The following is a 13604-nucleotide window of genomic DNA, read 5'->3' on the forward strand; positions in this document are numbered from 1 at the left end:
CTAACGGTCGGAATTTTTCTTAAAAATAGTTTACAATGGTTAACAGATTACACAAAACTAGGTGAAACACATGGCTAACATTGTTGATACTGCAGTTAATGCAGGTTCTTTTAAAACCCTAGTTGCTGCAATCAAAGCTGCTAATCTGGGAGACACTTTAAAGGGCACTGGTCCATTTACTGTCTTTGCACCCACAGATGAAGCGTTTGCTAAGCTTCCAGACGGCACATTAGATGCATTGCTTAAAGACATTCCCAAGCTCAAGAAAATCCTGACGTATCATGTCGTTTCGGGCAAGGTGATGGCATCTGACGTAATTAAGCTGAAGTCAGCTGCCACGGTTGAAGGTTCAAAAGTAAAAATTGACGCTTCCAACGGTGTCAAAGTGAATGATGCTAAAGTCTCAACACCGGATGTGGTCGCCGATAACGGTGTCATCCACGTCATTGACACAGTATTAATTCCTGCATAAGCAAACGCTTAGATAGCGAATCCTATTGGACGCACCCAACTTTCTACAATTTTTTGTCAGAGAGATGGGTGCGCTTCACCTTTCTGACAATATGAGGATACACTAATGTTCGATCTAAATCTTCTGTTTGAGTTTTCACGCAATCATTGCGTCGCAATTTGTACCTTGATGGTGCCAGCAAATTTGCTGTTAACCTTGCGAACAGTATTGCTGGTAGGACGACTTCGCCCTCAAGCCCAAGTGCGACAAGCAATGGTTACTGCCAGCTTTTTTGCCTTGACCATGCTGCTACACGTCTTCAGTTGGTTCATCGTTGGAGTGGTCATGGCTCCGACCTACATTCTGCTAACCCTAGCCTGCGTCTGTCTGAGTCTGAACCTTTGGGCGATCGCTCATTCAACCAGTATGAGCCAACTACTGAGAGCATCGATCCCTTCATTAGATGCGTCGGGTCAGCATTCATGAGGTTCGTGCGGCGACGCAGGTTCGCCGCTTTAAGAGTTATCCTCCCCGTAACCGATGGTCTAGCGGTAGCCTTCTGCTGACATTAAGGTAAACTTCCTCCACCGAACAAGCGACTTCTACTTCCACACTGTGCTCAATCATCAAAAACTCTAATCCTATCAAATATTATTGTTACAAGCAAAATTTTTAAAAAAATGTTATACTTTGAACATGAACAAACAAAATACACCCAAAACCATCACCCTTAAAGATAAGGTAGTAGCGCATCATATTAGTGATGGAAGTGAATTAATCCCAGCTGAGATACGAGTCAATCCAAGTTTTGATAACAGTCAACTACTTAATACACCTCTCCCAAAAGGTTACACCATTGATGATGAGGGAATCATCAATAACTACGCAACCGAACCCGATATGTACTTGGCAGACTATCCCTCACCAGAACAGCAAAAGCGCTATGTCTCCTTGGGAGCAGGAGCTATGCTACTTGTTGCCACCACATTACTAACTGCATTTGCTGTCAGCTAAGTGTAACCAGAGCTAGGTATTTCGTTCCAGTCCAAAATATCTAGCTAGCATTGATGCTCTAGTTTTCGCCTCAGTATTGGCACAGGAGACAGTGATATATCAACCAACCGAACTATCTTTAGAACAGGAATTTCACCTCAAAAGCTTTGCTGACCAAGTGCAGCATATGTCTCGCAAACAAGCTCAAGAGTTTTTAATTATGCTGCATGAGCAAATGATGATTCGGGAAACAATGTACCGACATTTTTTGAGGCATGAATGGAATCTAGATTCAGGCACAGTCTTTAAATAAAGCCGACAAAAGACGTTGCTGTGCTTGACATTCATTAATCCTATCTGCATTGATCGCGCTTTAGATCGATGCTCTCAAACCGTTACAACTTTGTTACATCACTCGTTGCAGATATCACTTTGCACAGTTTTTTCAACTTTCATTGAGTTTTTCCTCTAAATTTCTGGGCGATTCAATGCTCGTTTAATCCACTATTGGAGTATCGATCTCATGTCTATTACCATCAAGTCTGCTCAGTCTATTTTTCCTGACACTCAGGTGGCAAGCGTTGTTCCAAGTACAATCGAGCAATTCGTTCGACTCAATGCTGAAGACCAACTGGCATTAATCTGGTTTGCCTATACCGAAATGGGCAAAACAATTACGGTTGCTGCTCCTGGCGCAACCAGTATGATCTTTGCCCAGAAACTGCTTGACCAGATCAAACAGATGACTCCTACCGAGCAAACGCAAGTGATGTGCGATCTAGCCAACAATACCGATACTCCCATCTGCCGTTCTTATGGCTCCTTCACCACAAATCTGAAGTTGGGCTTCTGGAATCAGTTGGGAGAATGGATGGAACAAGGGATTGTAGCTCCAATTCCCCAAGGCTATCAGCTTTCCGATGAGGGTAATGCGGTGTTAAGGGCAATTCAAGCAGCCGATCCAGGACAGCAAATAACCATTTTGCGTAATGCTGTCGTTGATATGGGATTTGACTCAAGTTCTTCTAGCAATCGCCACAAAGTTCGAGAACTTGTAGTTGTCCCCACTACGATAGCAGCCCGTACCCAAGCGTCTATCGAAGGCGTGACTAACACCGCAGTGCTAAGTTACATCAACAACATGAATGCTAACGACTTTGAAGGGGCTGTTAACCTGTTCGCACTGAATGGTGCTTTGCAACCACCCTTCCAAAAACCAATAATTGGTCGCGGAGCCGTCCTTGCCTATATGCGGGAAGAATGCCAGGGACTCAAATTAATGCCAGAACGAGGCACTATTGAGTCAATGGAAGAGGGATATACCTCCATTAAAGTTACAGGCAAAGTCCAAACTCCTTGGTTTGGTTCTAGTGTTGGCATGAACATTGCCTGGCGGTTTTTACTCGATCCTCAAGACCAGATTTTCTTTGTAGCAATTGACCTACTGGCATCGCCAAAAGAACTACTCAACTTAGTCCGTAAATAGGAAGGTAAACGACTCTCTCAACTTCGCCGATCGCGAATCAGAGAGAGTTAAACATTGCCTTCTACCAAATATTTTAGACGACTGGTTCATTTTACCTCTCTGGTGTTAAGTATTCAATTTAGGAATCGTTATGTCAAAGAAAAAAGGCAATAGAGAATCTAAAAAACAGAAAAAACAATCGGATGGGACTAAGAAGCAAAAGAAAGATCCCAAGAGATATGACGAACCACCGCCTAGGTAGTGCTAATTAAAAATTATTAGATTTTAGATAGATTTTGACAACATCACCTACCCTCGAAACTGCTCGACCTCTTCGGTGTAACGCATCGGTAGAACATATTCGAGGTTTTCGTGAGGGCGGGCAATGATATGAGTAAAGAGAACTTGTCCGCCATTGACTCGCTTGACCGTTTCAACCCCCGCAGCAACAGAGGCTTGCACCTCAGATACATTCCCTCTGATAATTACCGTCGCGCGACCGCTACCATTTTTTTCATACCCGACAAGGAGGATTCTGGCAGCTTTAACCATCGCATCGGCAGCTTCTACGACGGTAGGGAACCCTAGAGTAATAAAGACTGATAGCGTGATGTAGGTCTGACCGGATCGAGGATGTATTGCATCGTGCAGACCTGCATCTTATTATTTTATTGAAGTAGGCAACGATGCGATCGCCAGCCCGGTTATTTCAACCCCCTATCTGTCGAGGAGCTTATGAAAACCCTATTACTCTACCCTAAGTTTCCCCAGTCCTTTTGGTCTTACGATCGCTTCATGGAAATCGCTGGACTTAAAGCCGTCATTCCACCCCTGGGGATCATTACTGTCGCAGCCCTCCTACCAAAAAACTGGGAGATTCGATTTTACGATCGCAATGTCAATCCTGAAACAGAAGCCGATTGGGAGTGGTGCGATCTGGTCATCCTCTCTGCCATGTTAGTGCAGAAGTCCGATTTCCACGCCCTGATTCAAAAAGCCGTGCGATTGAGCAAAAAAGTAGCGGTTGGAGGTCCCTATCCTACCTCTGTACCCCAGGATGCCTTAGAATCCGGCGCACACTATCTTATTCTCGATGAAGGAGAATTGACAGTTCCCCTGTTTCTGGATGCGATCGCTCGAGGCGAACCAGCAGGAACTTTCCGTTCTCTTGAAAAACCAGATGTGACACTCAGCCCCATACCCCGCTTTGACCTGCTCGAGCGAGACGCTTATTTAATGATGGCGGTACAGTTTTCTCGCGGGTGTCCTTTTAACTGCGAATTTTGTGACATTATTTCTCTCTACGGGCGCAAACCCCGCACGAAAGAACCGAGCCAGATTTTAGCAGAGTTGCAGGCGATCTATGACTTAGGCTGGCGCGGTTCGGTTTTCATCGTCGATGACAACTTTATTGGCAATCAGCGCAACGTCAAACGCTTTCTCAGAGAATTGATTCCTTGGATGAAGCAGCGCAATTACCCATTTACTTTCATCACTGAAGCCTCGGTCAATTTGGCAGAAGATGATGAATTACTGCACCTGATGGCTGAATCGGGGTTTTATGCCGTCTTTCTGGGGATTGAAACCCCTGACCAAGATAGCTTGCAACTGACGCGCAAACTGCAAAATACTCGCAATCCACTGGTGGAAGCCTGTCGCAAGATTAATGAAGCAGGTTTGCTGATCTATGCCGGATTTATCCTCGGTTTCGATCGAGAGCGTTCTGGTGCGGGGGAAAGGATTCAAGAGTTTGTGGAAGAAACCAGTATTCCTCAACCGATGTTGGGTATCCTTCAAGCTCCGCCCAACACGGCACTCTGGAATCGTCTCAAGGGAGAGCAGCGTTTAATTGAGGGCGACAGCATTCATCCAACGGGAGATCAGAATACTTTGATGAATTTCATTCCCACCCGTCCTATTACGGAAATTGCTAGAGAGTATGTAGAAGGCTTATGGAAATTATATGAACCCACCAACTATCTCAGGCGCTGTTACCAACAATGTCTTAGTCTGGGTTTACGTTTAGGACAAAAGCAAACAATGCAGTTCCCTATCGGCAAGGGATTGCGGCTGGTGATTCAGTTAATCTGGCATCAGGGTATCCGCCGACCGGAAATTCGGGGACAGTTTTGGCGACAATTATGGACGATTTTGCTGAACAAGCCCCAAGTTCTCAATCTGTATTTAGGTTTGTGCGCTGCTGGAGAGCATTTTTGGGAGTACCGCACCCTAGCTAGAGAACGGATTGCTCAACAGCTAGGTTACGATCCCTTAGAAGCTTCTGCGTCGCCCCAACAAGAACCAATGCTCAGAATGGGTTGATTGATTGACCATGATTGCATAGCCCTCTCGATGGAGTGAAATTATGATGAGCGAGCACAGTGTGGAAGTAGAGGTTGCTTGTTCGGCAGAGGAAGTTTACGACCTTTGGAAAAATATCGAGAATGTGCCGCGTTGGATACCTTTGGTCAAGGAGGTCAAGATCCTGCCGGGAACCGAAGAGTTATCGCGCTGGAAGTTTGGTCTAGGATTTCCTCTGCTGACCGAATGGACTTCGCGCATTACCCAGCGCATCCCGCAGAAGCTGATTGCCTGGGAGTCGGTTTCTGGACTGCCCAACTCTGGGTGTGCCGAATTCTTCCCGACCGAGCGGGGATGCCGCCTACGCCTCACCCTTGCCTTCGAGCTGCCAAAAGGAATCGTGGGTGCGTTTCTTGAAGCGATCGGAATAGATCGCTGGTTAGAAGCGAATCTAGTGGAAAGTTTGCATCGCTTCCAATCCCTTATCGAAGAAGAAGTCCTCCGACAAAAAACGCTGTAACCAGTACCGCTGCGCGGAAGGCATGTATGCAAGAGGCAGAAGGCATTCAATCTACAATCTAAAATCTAAAATCTCTAGAGGCAAAAGGCAAGAGGCAAGAGGCAAGAGATTAGAGATTTATATAGTTGTTCTCTGTCCTTTCAATTCAAGCAGATGTTGAAGCCGAAGCCGATTATAACGCTGCACCCACAAACAGGGCAGGTTGAAAGCAGTTCCCACAACGAGGTTTACCAGCACCCCCCAGCCAGGAGTCCAGAGCATCGTCACTAACCAGAACAGCCAGATGGCGACGTGAACGTATTCCGCCCGACGGGTTTCAGCCAAGAAACGGGACATTACGCCATAGTCCCCACCACTAATGGAGCTTTTGCGAAATCCCCCTGGGAAGAAATCTCCTGCTTCTGGCAATCGATCTTTCCAGCATTTAATCCGCAGTACTCGCTCGTACCAGTGACGCTCTTCCCCCCAGGGTCGCGGTCGGGTTAGGCAGGTATCTGTTTCTAAAAGTTTTAGGGGAAAGCGATAGGCTACAAAACCTATCAAAAATGACCAGGCTACCCAACCGCCTACACATAGTGCGACGATGTCTCCATCCGGTAGCTGTAGTATGGGTAAAATCATTCACCTTGCCATCGGGTGCTTATTGTTCGCCCTTTCCATTCGATTTGACCGCGTTCGAGATTGAGAATTGCCAGCACGAACACCGCAATGAAGAAGACAACCGCAATGGGAAAGAAAAAGGCAATCAATCTGAATGAACCAACTGGTCTGACAATTATAGCTAACTGGATGGCGAAGGCAAGATAAAGCAGTACATTATATAGCAAAGAAGAATTCCCGACAATCGGCCAACCGAACAGGGATGCGGGCAGACACCAAGCTGCCCAGAACAATCCTGAAATCCAGAGTACAACTGCCAGCATCCGCACCCAAGAGACTTGCCCAGCTGCGGTGGCAAAGTTTTTGTTGAAACCAACAATCAGGTCGCGCAGCCCGCCGGGGTACATCCGATAGTTCAGTTGACCATACCCCATATAGGCGCTCGCCGGTAGTCCTGCCCTTTCATAAACATGAGCCATGAACCAGTCCTCTACAATATATCCTGCCACAGCATCGTGACCACCCACCCGTTCGTAGTCATGTTTGCTAGTAGCCATAGCCGGGCCAAAAGCTACACCTCCTCTTGCTCCAAGTTTGATGGCCATCAAGCCGACGAGATTGAACAAAACTGCTAACTGTTCGTAGAGGCGTTCAGTACGGTGATAGGGCTGAACCGAGACAAGACCCCCTAAGTGTTGAACCGTTGCTACCAGCCTGCGGAGGAGATCCTTTCCTGGCTCAGTATCGGCATCGAGAAATACGAGAATGTCGCCGGATGAGGCAGTATATCCGGTTTTGAGGGCCCAGTTTTTCCCTGTCCAACCTGTGGGCAAAGGGGGAGTCTGCACTAATTTCACCCCTGCTTGTTTGGCGATCTGGGCAGTTGCATCGACGGACTGGTCATCAATTACGATGATTTCGTATGGCTTGAATGTCTGCTGCTCTAATGCAGTTAGCAGGTGGGGAAGGGTTCTCTCTTCATTCCTAGCTGGAATCAAAACCGAGACCTCAGGGGAGCCGACGACTGAAAGGTCTGGAAGTCGTGGCAACCGCCACATCAAGCCCCAACCGATGAGCCAGCGCACCACCAGTGTGATAGACATCAGATCCATAATGATTAAACCTTTCCTTCTGTCTAGAGCATGACTTTTATTATCTAATATTATCTACGATCAAATCAGCCACCAATCTAGCTCCATAGTCTATCCCTTTCTTGGCATGACTGAATTTTCTGGGTTTGCTCCAGATACTTCTGCACATTCTGTCCCATTCGCACCAGATTCGGTTCAATCTTTTTGGATAGAAGCTCTTCGACTAGGTTAACCAACCGACCGAGCCAGAAGGGGGGGATGCCGTCAATTGCGCTGAGGTCAATCCTCACTTCGGCTCGGCTTTCGACTAATGTATAATTGCCTCGATCCAGAAAGCGGTTCTTGCCAGCGCAGAACACCGCCTCTCGGTAGGCATGGGTTTCAATCCGCCAGTCTACAGTAAACTCATTGTTGTCCCAGACATCGTATTCTGTCCAAGCGAACAGTTTTTCACTCAAAAGTGTCCGAGCGGCGGCTGGGATGTCCCCACCCCCGTGCCATTCCAGCACCAGTCGCACTTGTCGCTCTGTTTCCTGACGAGACTTGAGCTGTAGCGATCGCACATTGGGCAGATACGGGCCTAACTCCACCAGCTTGTCCCGATAGGTGGAATAAACCAAGGGTCGAGAAAAAGACACCTGTGAATCAACTGAAATTTCAATCATCTTTGGGTTCTAATGGTATGCTCTACAGAACCGACTCAGTCGAATTGTAGTCGATCGCTGTTCCCCCTATCAAAGAATCGCCAGATTGAATTAAATCTTCTATTTTAAAATTCGCGATCGCTATATAATTAATTTTGCATAGGTACAGGACTACGGGGCGATCGTGGGGATTTCTCTCGAGATTTTGTGCCAGGTACGGAGCGGAATATCGATCGCATTAGGGATATATCCCAACCGATACTCAGGTTAAACACAATCTCTTCTGCTGAGCGTTCGCCCAGTAGGGTAGCAATCTGACCTTGAAGTTCTGCTTCGTCCAGAAGACTGTAAAGGCGAACTTCCGTTCGCCTCTAACTTAATTAAATCTATGTCAAAGGATCGATGCCCATCTTGGCGACTACATTCCGTAGCACGATAGTTTGTTGATTCAGAGCGAGCCGCTTCAAAGCTTCAAGTGTTTGATTGGCGCCTGAATTCAGGCTGTAATCTGAAGGCATGGGAACCACGATTTTCTGAGTCATCCATTCGGCTAACTGATACCAGAAAGCCAGTTTTGCTTTTACATTTAATGCACCATAGGTATGCCCAGCAGGTGTATCTCTGTGATTCGCCAGATCCCGCATAATTTCGAGTTGCTCTTCATGAGAAGCATTTTTCATTTGATTGAGCAACCGTTTGGCAAGATGAAACTTTGCAATCTCAAGAGCAGCAGGCGCGATCGAACGCCCCATTTCAGTATAGATATACCAAAGGACTGCCAATTGATCATCGGTCTCCAGACGCTGGATTTGGGCAGTAATGCCTAGAACATCAGTTTCACTCGCTAGATAAGGATTTGGGAACCGAGATAAGTTTGTCTGTGTCATAAAAGTTTCCTGAGAGTTGGTTTTGGCAATGGCTTGGTTTTTAGAAAGGTCAGAACAAGAAAGTCCAGAAGATACCTGCAATAGCGATTGCGATCGAGCCGAGATTGAAAAAACGACCTATTGTAGAGCTAAGTCCAAATGCCTTATTTTCTCTGCCTCCAGTGAAAAACAGTGACCAGGCTTGAGTTGCGTTGATTTTCTCAAAGTGATTGAAACCGGGTCTGAAGACAACGGGACTGAACACAGAGGGACTAGTTAAGCCAGCATTGGTTCTCATTGGTTTTATCCTTATATTTTGCAAAAGTTTTCAGAGTAGATAGTGAAGTTCAATTTTCTACAAGCCAGTCAATAGGTCAATCGCGGGAAGGCTTACTAGAGCCAGGAGCAAAACGTCTCTACTTATTTTTTTGATGCTGAGTAAAGCTAAACTCAGGAGCGTCGATCCATCATGTATTATTTTTTGGATTCGATGGCGTAGTTGTTCAGCCTATCGAATTCTTCAATTACTAAACTGCTTTTTATAATTTTTGCTTTTTGTTTTTGTGATTTTTCATAAATTAAGTTTAACATTTTTTATTACAAAACTGCAATGTTTATTGCCAAATAAAAAAAATAATGATGAAAAAAATTTCTGAGATTCCCAATGGCAAATACATCTAAACAGTTAAATTTGCTCACCTACTTAAGTCCGATCTTGCATGGTGGATTGAATGTGTTTTAGAGCTTTGCCGGAGCGTCAAGTAAACTACCATTTTTAGGCTTTAGAGCATGATTTAAGCTACTCGATATCACGAGTAGCTTAAAACACAAAGCTCCTCACTCATCACTCTCAAGTTCTTCTACCGAACAAGACCTAAATTTAGTAGCTCCTCAGCAGAAGCCAGCACGTCAATTGCTAAAAAGAAAATCTTGCCTTCAGGATTGAGTAAAAACCGCCAAGCAACGTTGATGACAACACTGCCACCAAACCAGGGCGTTTGCACTTTCCCCGTCACTTTAACTTGGGTGAACCCTCCTTCTGCTGGCTCAGATATCCCTCGCTCAGGCATCAGCTTGAGTCCGTAGCAGTCATCCCGCATATAGGCGAGGATGTTCTCATGACCCACAATCGGTTCTTCGAAAGGAGGTTGCAGGGCACCGTCTTCCGTAAATAAAGCTACTGCTGCCTTGAAATCAAAGGCGTTCATATTTTCCATGTAGCTTAGGACTGTAGAGTTGTCGATGCCTTCAATTGTGACCTTCTTTCGAGGTGCGAGTTCTTTAGGTGGAACCACAGGTTCTTTAACTTTTGGAGTACCCTCAGTTGGAGCATACCCCATCTTGGAGACAATCTCCTGTAAGACAGTAAGTTGCTGACCCCCTTCCAGTTGGCGGATGGCTTGGAGAACCTCTGATGCCTTTGCAGACAATTTATAGCGTTCTGGAATGGGAGCAACAATTCCCTGTTTCATCCACTCGCTTAACTGATACCAGAAGCCCAACTTGACATTCGTGCCGAAAGACGAATAGGTACGGCAGATGGGGGTGTCGGCATGGTTAACCAGATCGCACATCACTTGCGTTTGCTCGGCAGGAGGCATCTGTTTGATTTGAGTCAGAGTGTTTTCAGCGAAGACCATGTTGACTGCCGACATAGCTGCGGGAGTAATGGTAACTCCCATCTCGGTATAGGCAAACCAAAGTAAAGCCAACTGATCCTCAGCACTGAGTTGATTGAATGATTCAATCGTAGCTGGAACCGCATCAGCTACTTGAGTGTCAGGGAAAATGGTTCGAGCTGAGTCGATGGTATATGACATGTGAGAAGTCTCCAAAAATTGATTGAGCTATTTAGTTAATTAGATCCTGAAAAGGTTAATTAAAATTTGACTATAAGATTAGACAACAAATGTGAGGAACTTGTGAGAAATTACCATTGCCTCAATCCTAACTTCAGGGAGTACTAATTCCTGAAGATTTCATTCATCCAGATAAGCTTCCCTCAACTTAGCTCCTTCTAACTTAGTCTCTCTGAGGAAATTAAGACCCCTAGAACTAAAGTTCTAGGCTCAAAGCCCAACTCGATTAAAATCGACTGAAATTCCGATCGGGTCTTCTAAAGAAGACTTTTTCGCTCGGCCGAGAAATTAATGACAACTTTAATAAAAATCGCAGTTGTAATTTTGAAGTCACAAAACGGGCAAAGCTAGGTGAGATAATCAATTAGAATTAATAACTTTTGTGGCTTTTAGTTGGCTAGCTCGACAAAAGCATCTGGACGAAATCGGACTATGCGCGAGGCTGCATAGCGATAACGATCGCCAATGAAGACTGATAGCGTGATATTGGTCTGACCGGGATCGAGGATGTATTGCACTGTGCAGACCTGCATCTTAGTATTGAAGTAGGCAACAATGCGATCGCCAACTCGAATATCTAACGCTTGAATTTTCATGACTACTTAACCTTATTGAGACCCAAGTTTGTTGGATTGAGACACTTTCCGCTCAAAAAAGCGACGCTCGATGGGGAGAAGACGCAAATGCCTCCACCGAACGCGATCGCCAGCCAGAGCTAAAAAGACTTTAGCCCCATAGCTTAAAATTGCCTCTAGAATCTGTTATTTCTTCGACCGCCACCAAATGAGCCTCTGTTGTTGCGGTCTTCGCGAGGTTTGGCTTTGTTGACTTTCATCTCGCGTCCCATCCATTGGGCCCCATCAAGAGCTTCAATAGCAGAGTCTTCTTGAGTGAGCGTGTCCATTTCCACGAAGGCAAAGCCTCGCACGCGACCCGTTTCGTGGTCAGTGGGGAGGTGGACTCGCCTGACCGAACCAAACTCAGCAAAGACAGAATTCAGAGCTTCTTCTGTAACCTCATAAGATAGATTGCCTACATAAATTGACATAGATTATCTCCATCGATCGGAATGTGTGTAGAGATTAAGATTTCGGAGAGAATCTTGCTAAAACTAAACGGGAAAAACCTGTAAATGCGAATAACTAGCTCTGCTACCGATACTATTCTCTGTTAACCCTTTTATTCTAGCACTAAAATCTTCCGTAAAAATTTTAGCAACTATTTTGTCTTAAGTATATTCAGTTATTCGCTCTACCTTCTAGCATCTGCCAAGCCAACTTTGCTGCCCCTATAATGCCTGCTTGATTGCCTAATTGTGCGGTTAACAGCTCTAACCCGACGCGGGAAGTTGGCATAACTCTTCGTTCTATTTCTGCTAAAGTTGCAGGGAAGAAAAATTCTGCACTGGCACTAACTCCGCCGCCAATAACCACCGCTTCTGGCGACAAGATATAAATCGAACTAGCCAATCCTGCCCCTAACCATCTTCCATATTCTTCCCAGAAAGCCAATGCCTCCTTGTCGCCGTCTTTAGCCAATTTTCCTAACTCAGCAGGTTCTTTGCCCGTGATGCGACGAATAGCTCGAACCGAGACGTATTGCTCTAAAGATCCTTGATTGCCGCTATTGCAGGGCGGACCATCTGGATTTAAGGTAATCAATCCTAATTCTCCGGCTGCGCCTCGGTGTCCTATAAACAACTTGCGATCGAGGATGACGGCGCCGCCTACACCCGTTCCCAGTGTTAATAGAATCATATTGCGAAATCGCCTTCCTGCCCCTAACCATGCCTCTCCCAGTCCAGCACAATTGGCATCGTTAGCAATAATCGTTGGCAGCCCCGTTTCTTTTTCTAACCAATCGGCTAGGGGAACATCGTACCACCCTGGGAGATTAATTGCTATTTTCGCGATTCTTCCCTCAGCATCAGCAGGTCCGGGCATTCCAACCCCCAAAGCAATGCATTTCCGCTCACTATTGAGTTGCTCTAGTGCAGCAATAATAGCTTCTACTACCGCTTCTGGCATGGCAGGTTGGGGAGTAGCAATGGTTATGAACTCTCGACAAGTTCCATCTTTGAGAACCCGTCCGAGTTTAATCGCAGTTCCGCCTAAATCGATACCGATAACTTCGAGATTATCCACTGGTGAGAAGGTGATTGAGAGATGGGGAGTGTGGGGAGACTGGGAGATGGGGAGACAATTAACGACTAACCACTAACCACTAACAAAGGACAAATGACAAATGACCAATGACCAATCCCTAATCCAAAATCGAATTACTGGTCACTAACTATGCGTTGATATTCTTGTTCGGTAAATAGGTCTTGAGTACTTTCTACGCGATCGAGAAAAACAATACCATCGAGATGATCTAATTCGTGTTGGAAGATTCTGGCGACAAAATCCGTCAGTTCTCGATGCTGTAAGTTGCCGTAGCGATCGCGATATTCTACTTCGACGGCTTGATATCTAGGTACTAAACCGCGAATTCCAGGAATACTGAGACACCCTTCCCAACCTTTGACCATTTCCTCCGAATGTGCGACAATTTTTGGATTGAGCATAGCTGTCGGTTCCATTGACGGCGCGTTGGGATAGCGAGGGTTAGGACGCGAGGCAACAATAAACAGGCGATAGGAGCGAGCGACTTGAGGGGCAGCAATTCCAACCCCATGGGCTGATAGTGCTGTTTCTATTAGGGAATCGATTAGTGTTTGAATCGTCGCGTCTGTAGCGTCAACTACAGGTTGAGCGACTTTTCTCAAAATCGGGTTGCCTAACTGAGCAATTTCTAGGGGGTCGGCCATAATTA

Annotated in this window: 17 protein-coding genes; 7 read left to right on the plus strand and 10 right to left on the minus strand. The window is 45.9% G+C overall.

The features are described from left to right. The first annotated feature begins 70 nt into the window (after positions 1 to 70). From PLE7327_RS22365 to PLE7327_RS22385, 5 genes are all read left to right on the plus strand, one after another. Positions 71 to 472 carry a fasciclin domain-containing protein gene (locus PLE7327_RS22365; protein ID WP_015146038.1) on the plus strand — a complete coding sequence of 134 codons (402 nt, stop codon included), beginning with the start codon at positions 71 to 73 and terminating at the stop codon, positions 470 to 472. A gap of 105 nt (positions 473 to 577) precedes the next feature. Beyond that, on the plus strand, positions 578 to 937 hold the full coding sequence (locus tag PLE7327_RS22370) for a hypothetical protein (protein WP_015146039.1): 360 nt from the start codon (positions 578 to 580) through the stop codon (positions 935 to 937). A 210-nt stretch (positions 938 to 1147) separates the two neighbouring features. Then, positions 1148 to 1465 (plus strand): photosystem II assembly protein Psb34, encoded by a 318-nt coding sequence (gene psb34 / locus PLE7327_RS22375; RefSeq protein ID WP_015146040.1) that lies wholly within the window; start codon positions 1148 to 1150, stop codon positions 1463 to 1465. A gap of 94 nt (positions 1466 to 1559) precedes the next feature. Beyond that, positions 1560 to 1757: an NblA/ycf18 family protein gene (locus tag PLE7327_RS22380; protein ID WP_041393773.1), complete on the plus strand. Its 198-nt coding sequence runs from the start codon at positions 1560 to 1562 to the stop codon at positions 1755 to 1757. Between the two features lie 210 nt (positions 1758 to 1967). Further along, positions 1968 to 2930, plus strand: coding sequence for an orange carotenoid protein N-terminal domain-containing protein (locus PLE7327_RS22385; protein ID WP_015146042.1), 963 nt, complete (start codon positions 1968 to 1970; stop codon positions 2928 to 2930). A 288-nt stretch (positions 2931 to 3218) separates the two neighbouring features. Here the strand turns inward: PLE7327_RS22385 and PLE7327_RS22390 are convergent, their stop codons facing one another. Beyond that, positions 3219 to 3521 (minus strand): carbon dioxide-concentrating mechanism protein CcmK, encoded by a 303-nt coding sequence (locus PLE7327_RS22390; protein WP_041392502.1) that lies wholly within the window; start codon positions 3519 to 3521, stop codon positions 3219 to 3221. 123 nt (positions 3522 to 3644) lie between these two features. On the opposite strand from PLE7327_RS22390, the gene PLE7327_RS22395 reads away from it, so the two are divergent. Together PLE7327_RS22395 and PLE7327_RS22400 are read left to right on the plus strand one after the other, a co-directional pair. After that, positions 3645 to 5231 (plus strand): B12-binding domain-containing radical SAM protein, encoded by a 1587-nt coding sequence (locus PLE7327_RS22395; RefSeq protein ID WP_015146044.1) that lies wholly within the window; start codon positions 3645 to 3647, stop codon positions 5229 to 5231. A gap of 43 nt (positions 5232 to 5274) precedes the next feature. Next, positions 5275 to 5730: an SRPBCC family protein gene (locus tag PLE7327_RS22400; protein ID WP_015146045.1), complete on the plus strand. Its 456-nt coding sequence runs from the start codon at positions 5275 to 5277 to the stop codon at positions 5728 to 5730. Between the two features lie 117 nt (positions 5731 to 5847). Here the strand turns inward: PLE7327_RS22400 and PLE7327_RS22405 are convergent, their stop codons facing one another. The 9 genes from PLE7327_RS22405 to def form a co-directional block, all read right to left on the minus strand. Continuing rightward, the gene (locus PLE7327_RS22405; protein ID WP_015146046.1) at positions 5848 to 6351 is read right to left on the minus strand and encodes a hypothetical protein; all 504 of its coding nucleotides are present in this window, start codon (positions 6349 to 6351) and stop codon (positions 5848 to 5850) included. Beyond that, complete coding sequence (locus PLE7327_RS22410) at positions 6348 to 7442, minus strand: glycosyltransferase family 2 protein (protein ID WP_015146047.1); 1095 nt, start codon at positions 7440 to 7442, stop codon at positions 6348 to 6350. The genes PLE7327_RS22405 and PLE7327_RS22410 overlap by 4 nt, the downstream gene beginning before the upstream one ends. A gap of 77 nt (positions 7443 to 7519) precedes the next feature. After that, positions 7520 to 8086: a hypothetical protein gene (locus PLE7327_RS22415; RefSeq protein ID WP_015146048.1), complete on the minus strand. Its 567-nt coding sequence runs from the start codon at positions 8084 to 8086 to the stop codon at positions 7520 to 7522. A 365-nt stretch (positions 8087 to 8451) separates the two neighbouring features. Beyond that, on the minus strand, positions 8452 to 8952 hold the full coding sequence (locus tag PLE7327_RS22420) for an orange carotenoid protein N-terminal domain-containing protein (protein ID WP_015146049.1): 501 nt from the start codon (positions 8950 to 8952) through the stop codon (positions 8452 to 8454). Between the two features lie 839 nt (positions 8953 to 9791). After that, positions 9792 to 10751 (minus strand): orange carotenoid protein N-terminal domain-containing protein, encoded by a 960-nt coding sequence (locus tag PLE7327_RS22425; protein WP_015146052.1) that lies wholly within the window; start codon positions 10749 to 10751, stop codon positions 9792 to 9794. A gap of 428 nt (positions 10752 to 11179) precedes the next feature. Next, entirely contained in the window at positions 11180 to 11386 is a 207-nt protein-coding gene (locus PLE7327_RS22430) for a hypothetical protein (RefSeq protein ID WP_015146053.1), read from the minus strand. A gap of 155 nt (positions 11387 to 11541) precedes the next feature. Further along, positions 11542 to 11838, minus strand: a complete 297-nt coding sequence (locus tag PLE7327_RS22435) for an RNA-binding protein (RefSeq protein WP_015146054.1) — start codon at positions 11836 to 11838, stop codon at positions 11542 to 11544. Positions 11839 to 12028: 190 nt separating this feature from the next. Next, positions 12029 to 12934, minus strand: coding sequence for an ROK family protein (locus PLE7327_RS22440; protein ID WP_015146055.1), 906 nt, complete (start codon positions 12932 to 12934; stop codon positions 12029 to 12031). 134 nt (positions 12935 to 13068) lie between these two features. Then, a complete protein-coding gene (gene def, locus PLE7327_RS22445; protein WP_015146056.1) occupies positions 13069 to 13599 on the minus strand; it encodes a peptide deformylase in 531 nt (176 codons plus the stop codon). Positions 13600 to 13604 lie beyond the last annotated feature (5 nt).

The organism is Pleurocapsa sp. PCC 7327, assembly GCF_000317025.1.
Classification (GTDB): domain Bacteria; phylum Cyanobacteriota; class Cyanobacteriia; order Cyanobacteriales; family Microcystaceae; genus Hydrococcus.

Coding starts and splice junctions, on each gene's coding strand:
- def (WP_015146056.1), bottom strand. CDS start 13,599: ATGGCCGACCCCCTAGAAATTGCTCAGTTAGGCAACCCGATTTTGAGA.
- PLE7327_RS22425 (WP_015146052.1), bottom strand. CDS start 10,751: ATGTCATATACCATCGACTCAGCTCGAACCATTTTCCCTGACACTCAA.
- PLE7327_RS22365 (WP_015146038.1), top strand. CDS start 71: ATGGCTAACATTGTTGATACTGCAGTTAATGCAGGTTCTTTTAAAACC.
- PLE7327_RS22370 (WP_015146039.1), top strand. CDS start 578: ATGTTCGATCTAAATCTTCTGTTTGAGTTTTCACGCAATCATTGCGTC.
- PLE7327_RS22385 (WP_015146042.1), top strand. CDS start 1,968: ATGTCTATTACCATCAAGTCTGCTCAGTCTATTTTTCCTGACACTCAG.
- PLE7327_RS22405 (WP_015146046.1), bottom strand. CDS start 6,351: ATGATTTTACCCATACTACAGCTACCGGATGGAGACATCGTCGCACTA.
- PLE7327_RS22415 (WP_015146048.1), bottom strand. CDS start 8,086: ATGATTGAAATTTCAGTTGATTCACAGGTGTCTTTTTCTCGACCCTTG.
- PLE7327_RS22400 (WP_015146045.1), top strand. CDS start 5,275: ATGATGAGCGAGCACAGTGTGGAAGTAGAGGTTGCTTGTTCGGCAGAG.
- PLE7327_RS22430 (WP_015146053.1), bottom strand. CDS start 11,386: ATGAAAATTCAAGCGTTAGATATTCGAGTTGGCGATCGCATTGTTGCC.
- PLE7327_RS22420 (WP_015146049.1), bottom strand. CDS start 8,952: ATGACACAGACAAACTTATCTCGGTTCCCAAATCCTTATCTAGCGAGT.
- psb34 (WP_015146040.1), top strand. CDS start 1,148: ATGAACAAACAAAATACACCCAAAACCATCACCCTTAAAGATAAGGTA.
- PLE7327_RS22395 (WP_015146044.1), top strand. CDS start 3,645: ATGAAAACCCTATTACTCTACCCTAAGTTTCCCCAGTCCTTTTGGTCT.
- PLE7327_RS22435 (WP_015146054.1), bottom strand. CDS start 11,838: ATGTCAATTTATGTAGGCAATCTATCTTATGAGGTTACAGAAGAAGCT.
- PLE7327_RS22410 (WP_015146047.1), bottom strand. CDS start 7,442: ATGGATCTGATGTCTATCACACTGGTGGTGCGCTGGCTCATCGGTTGG.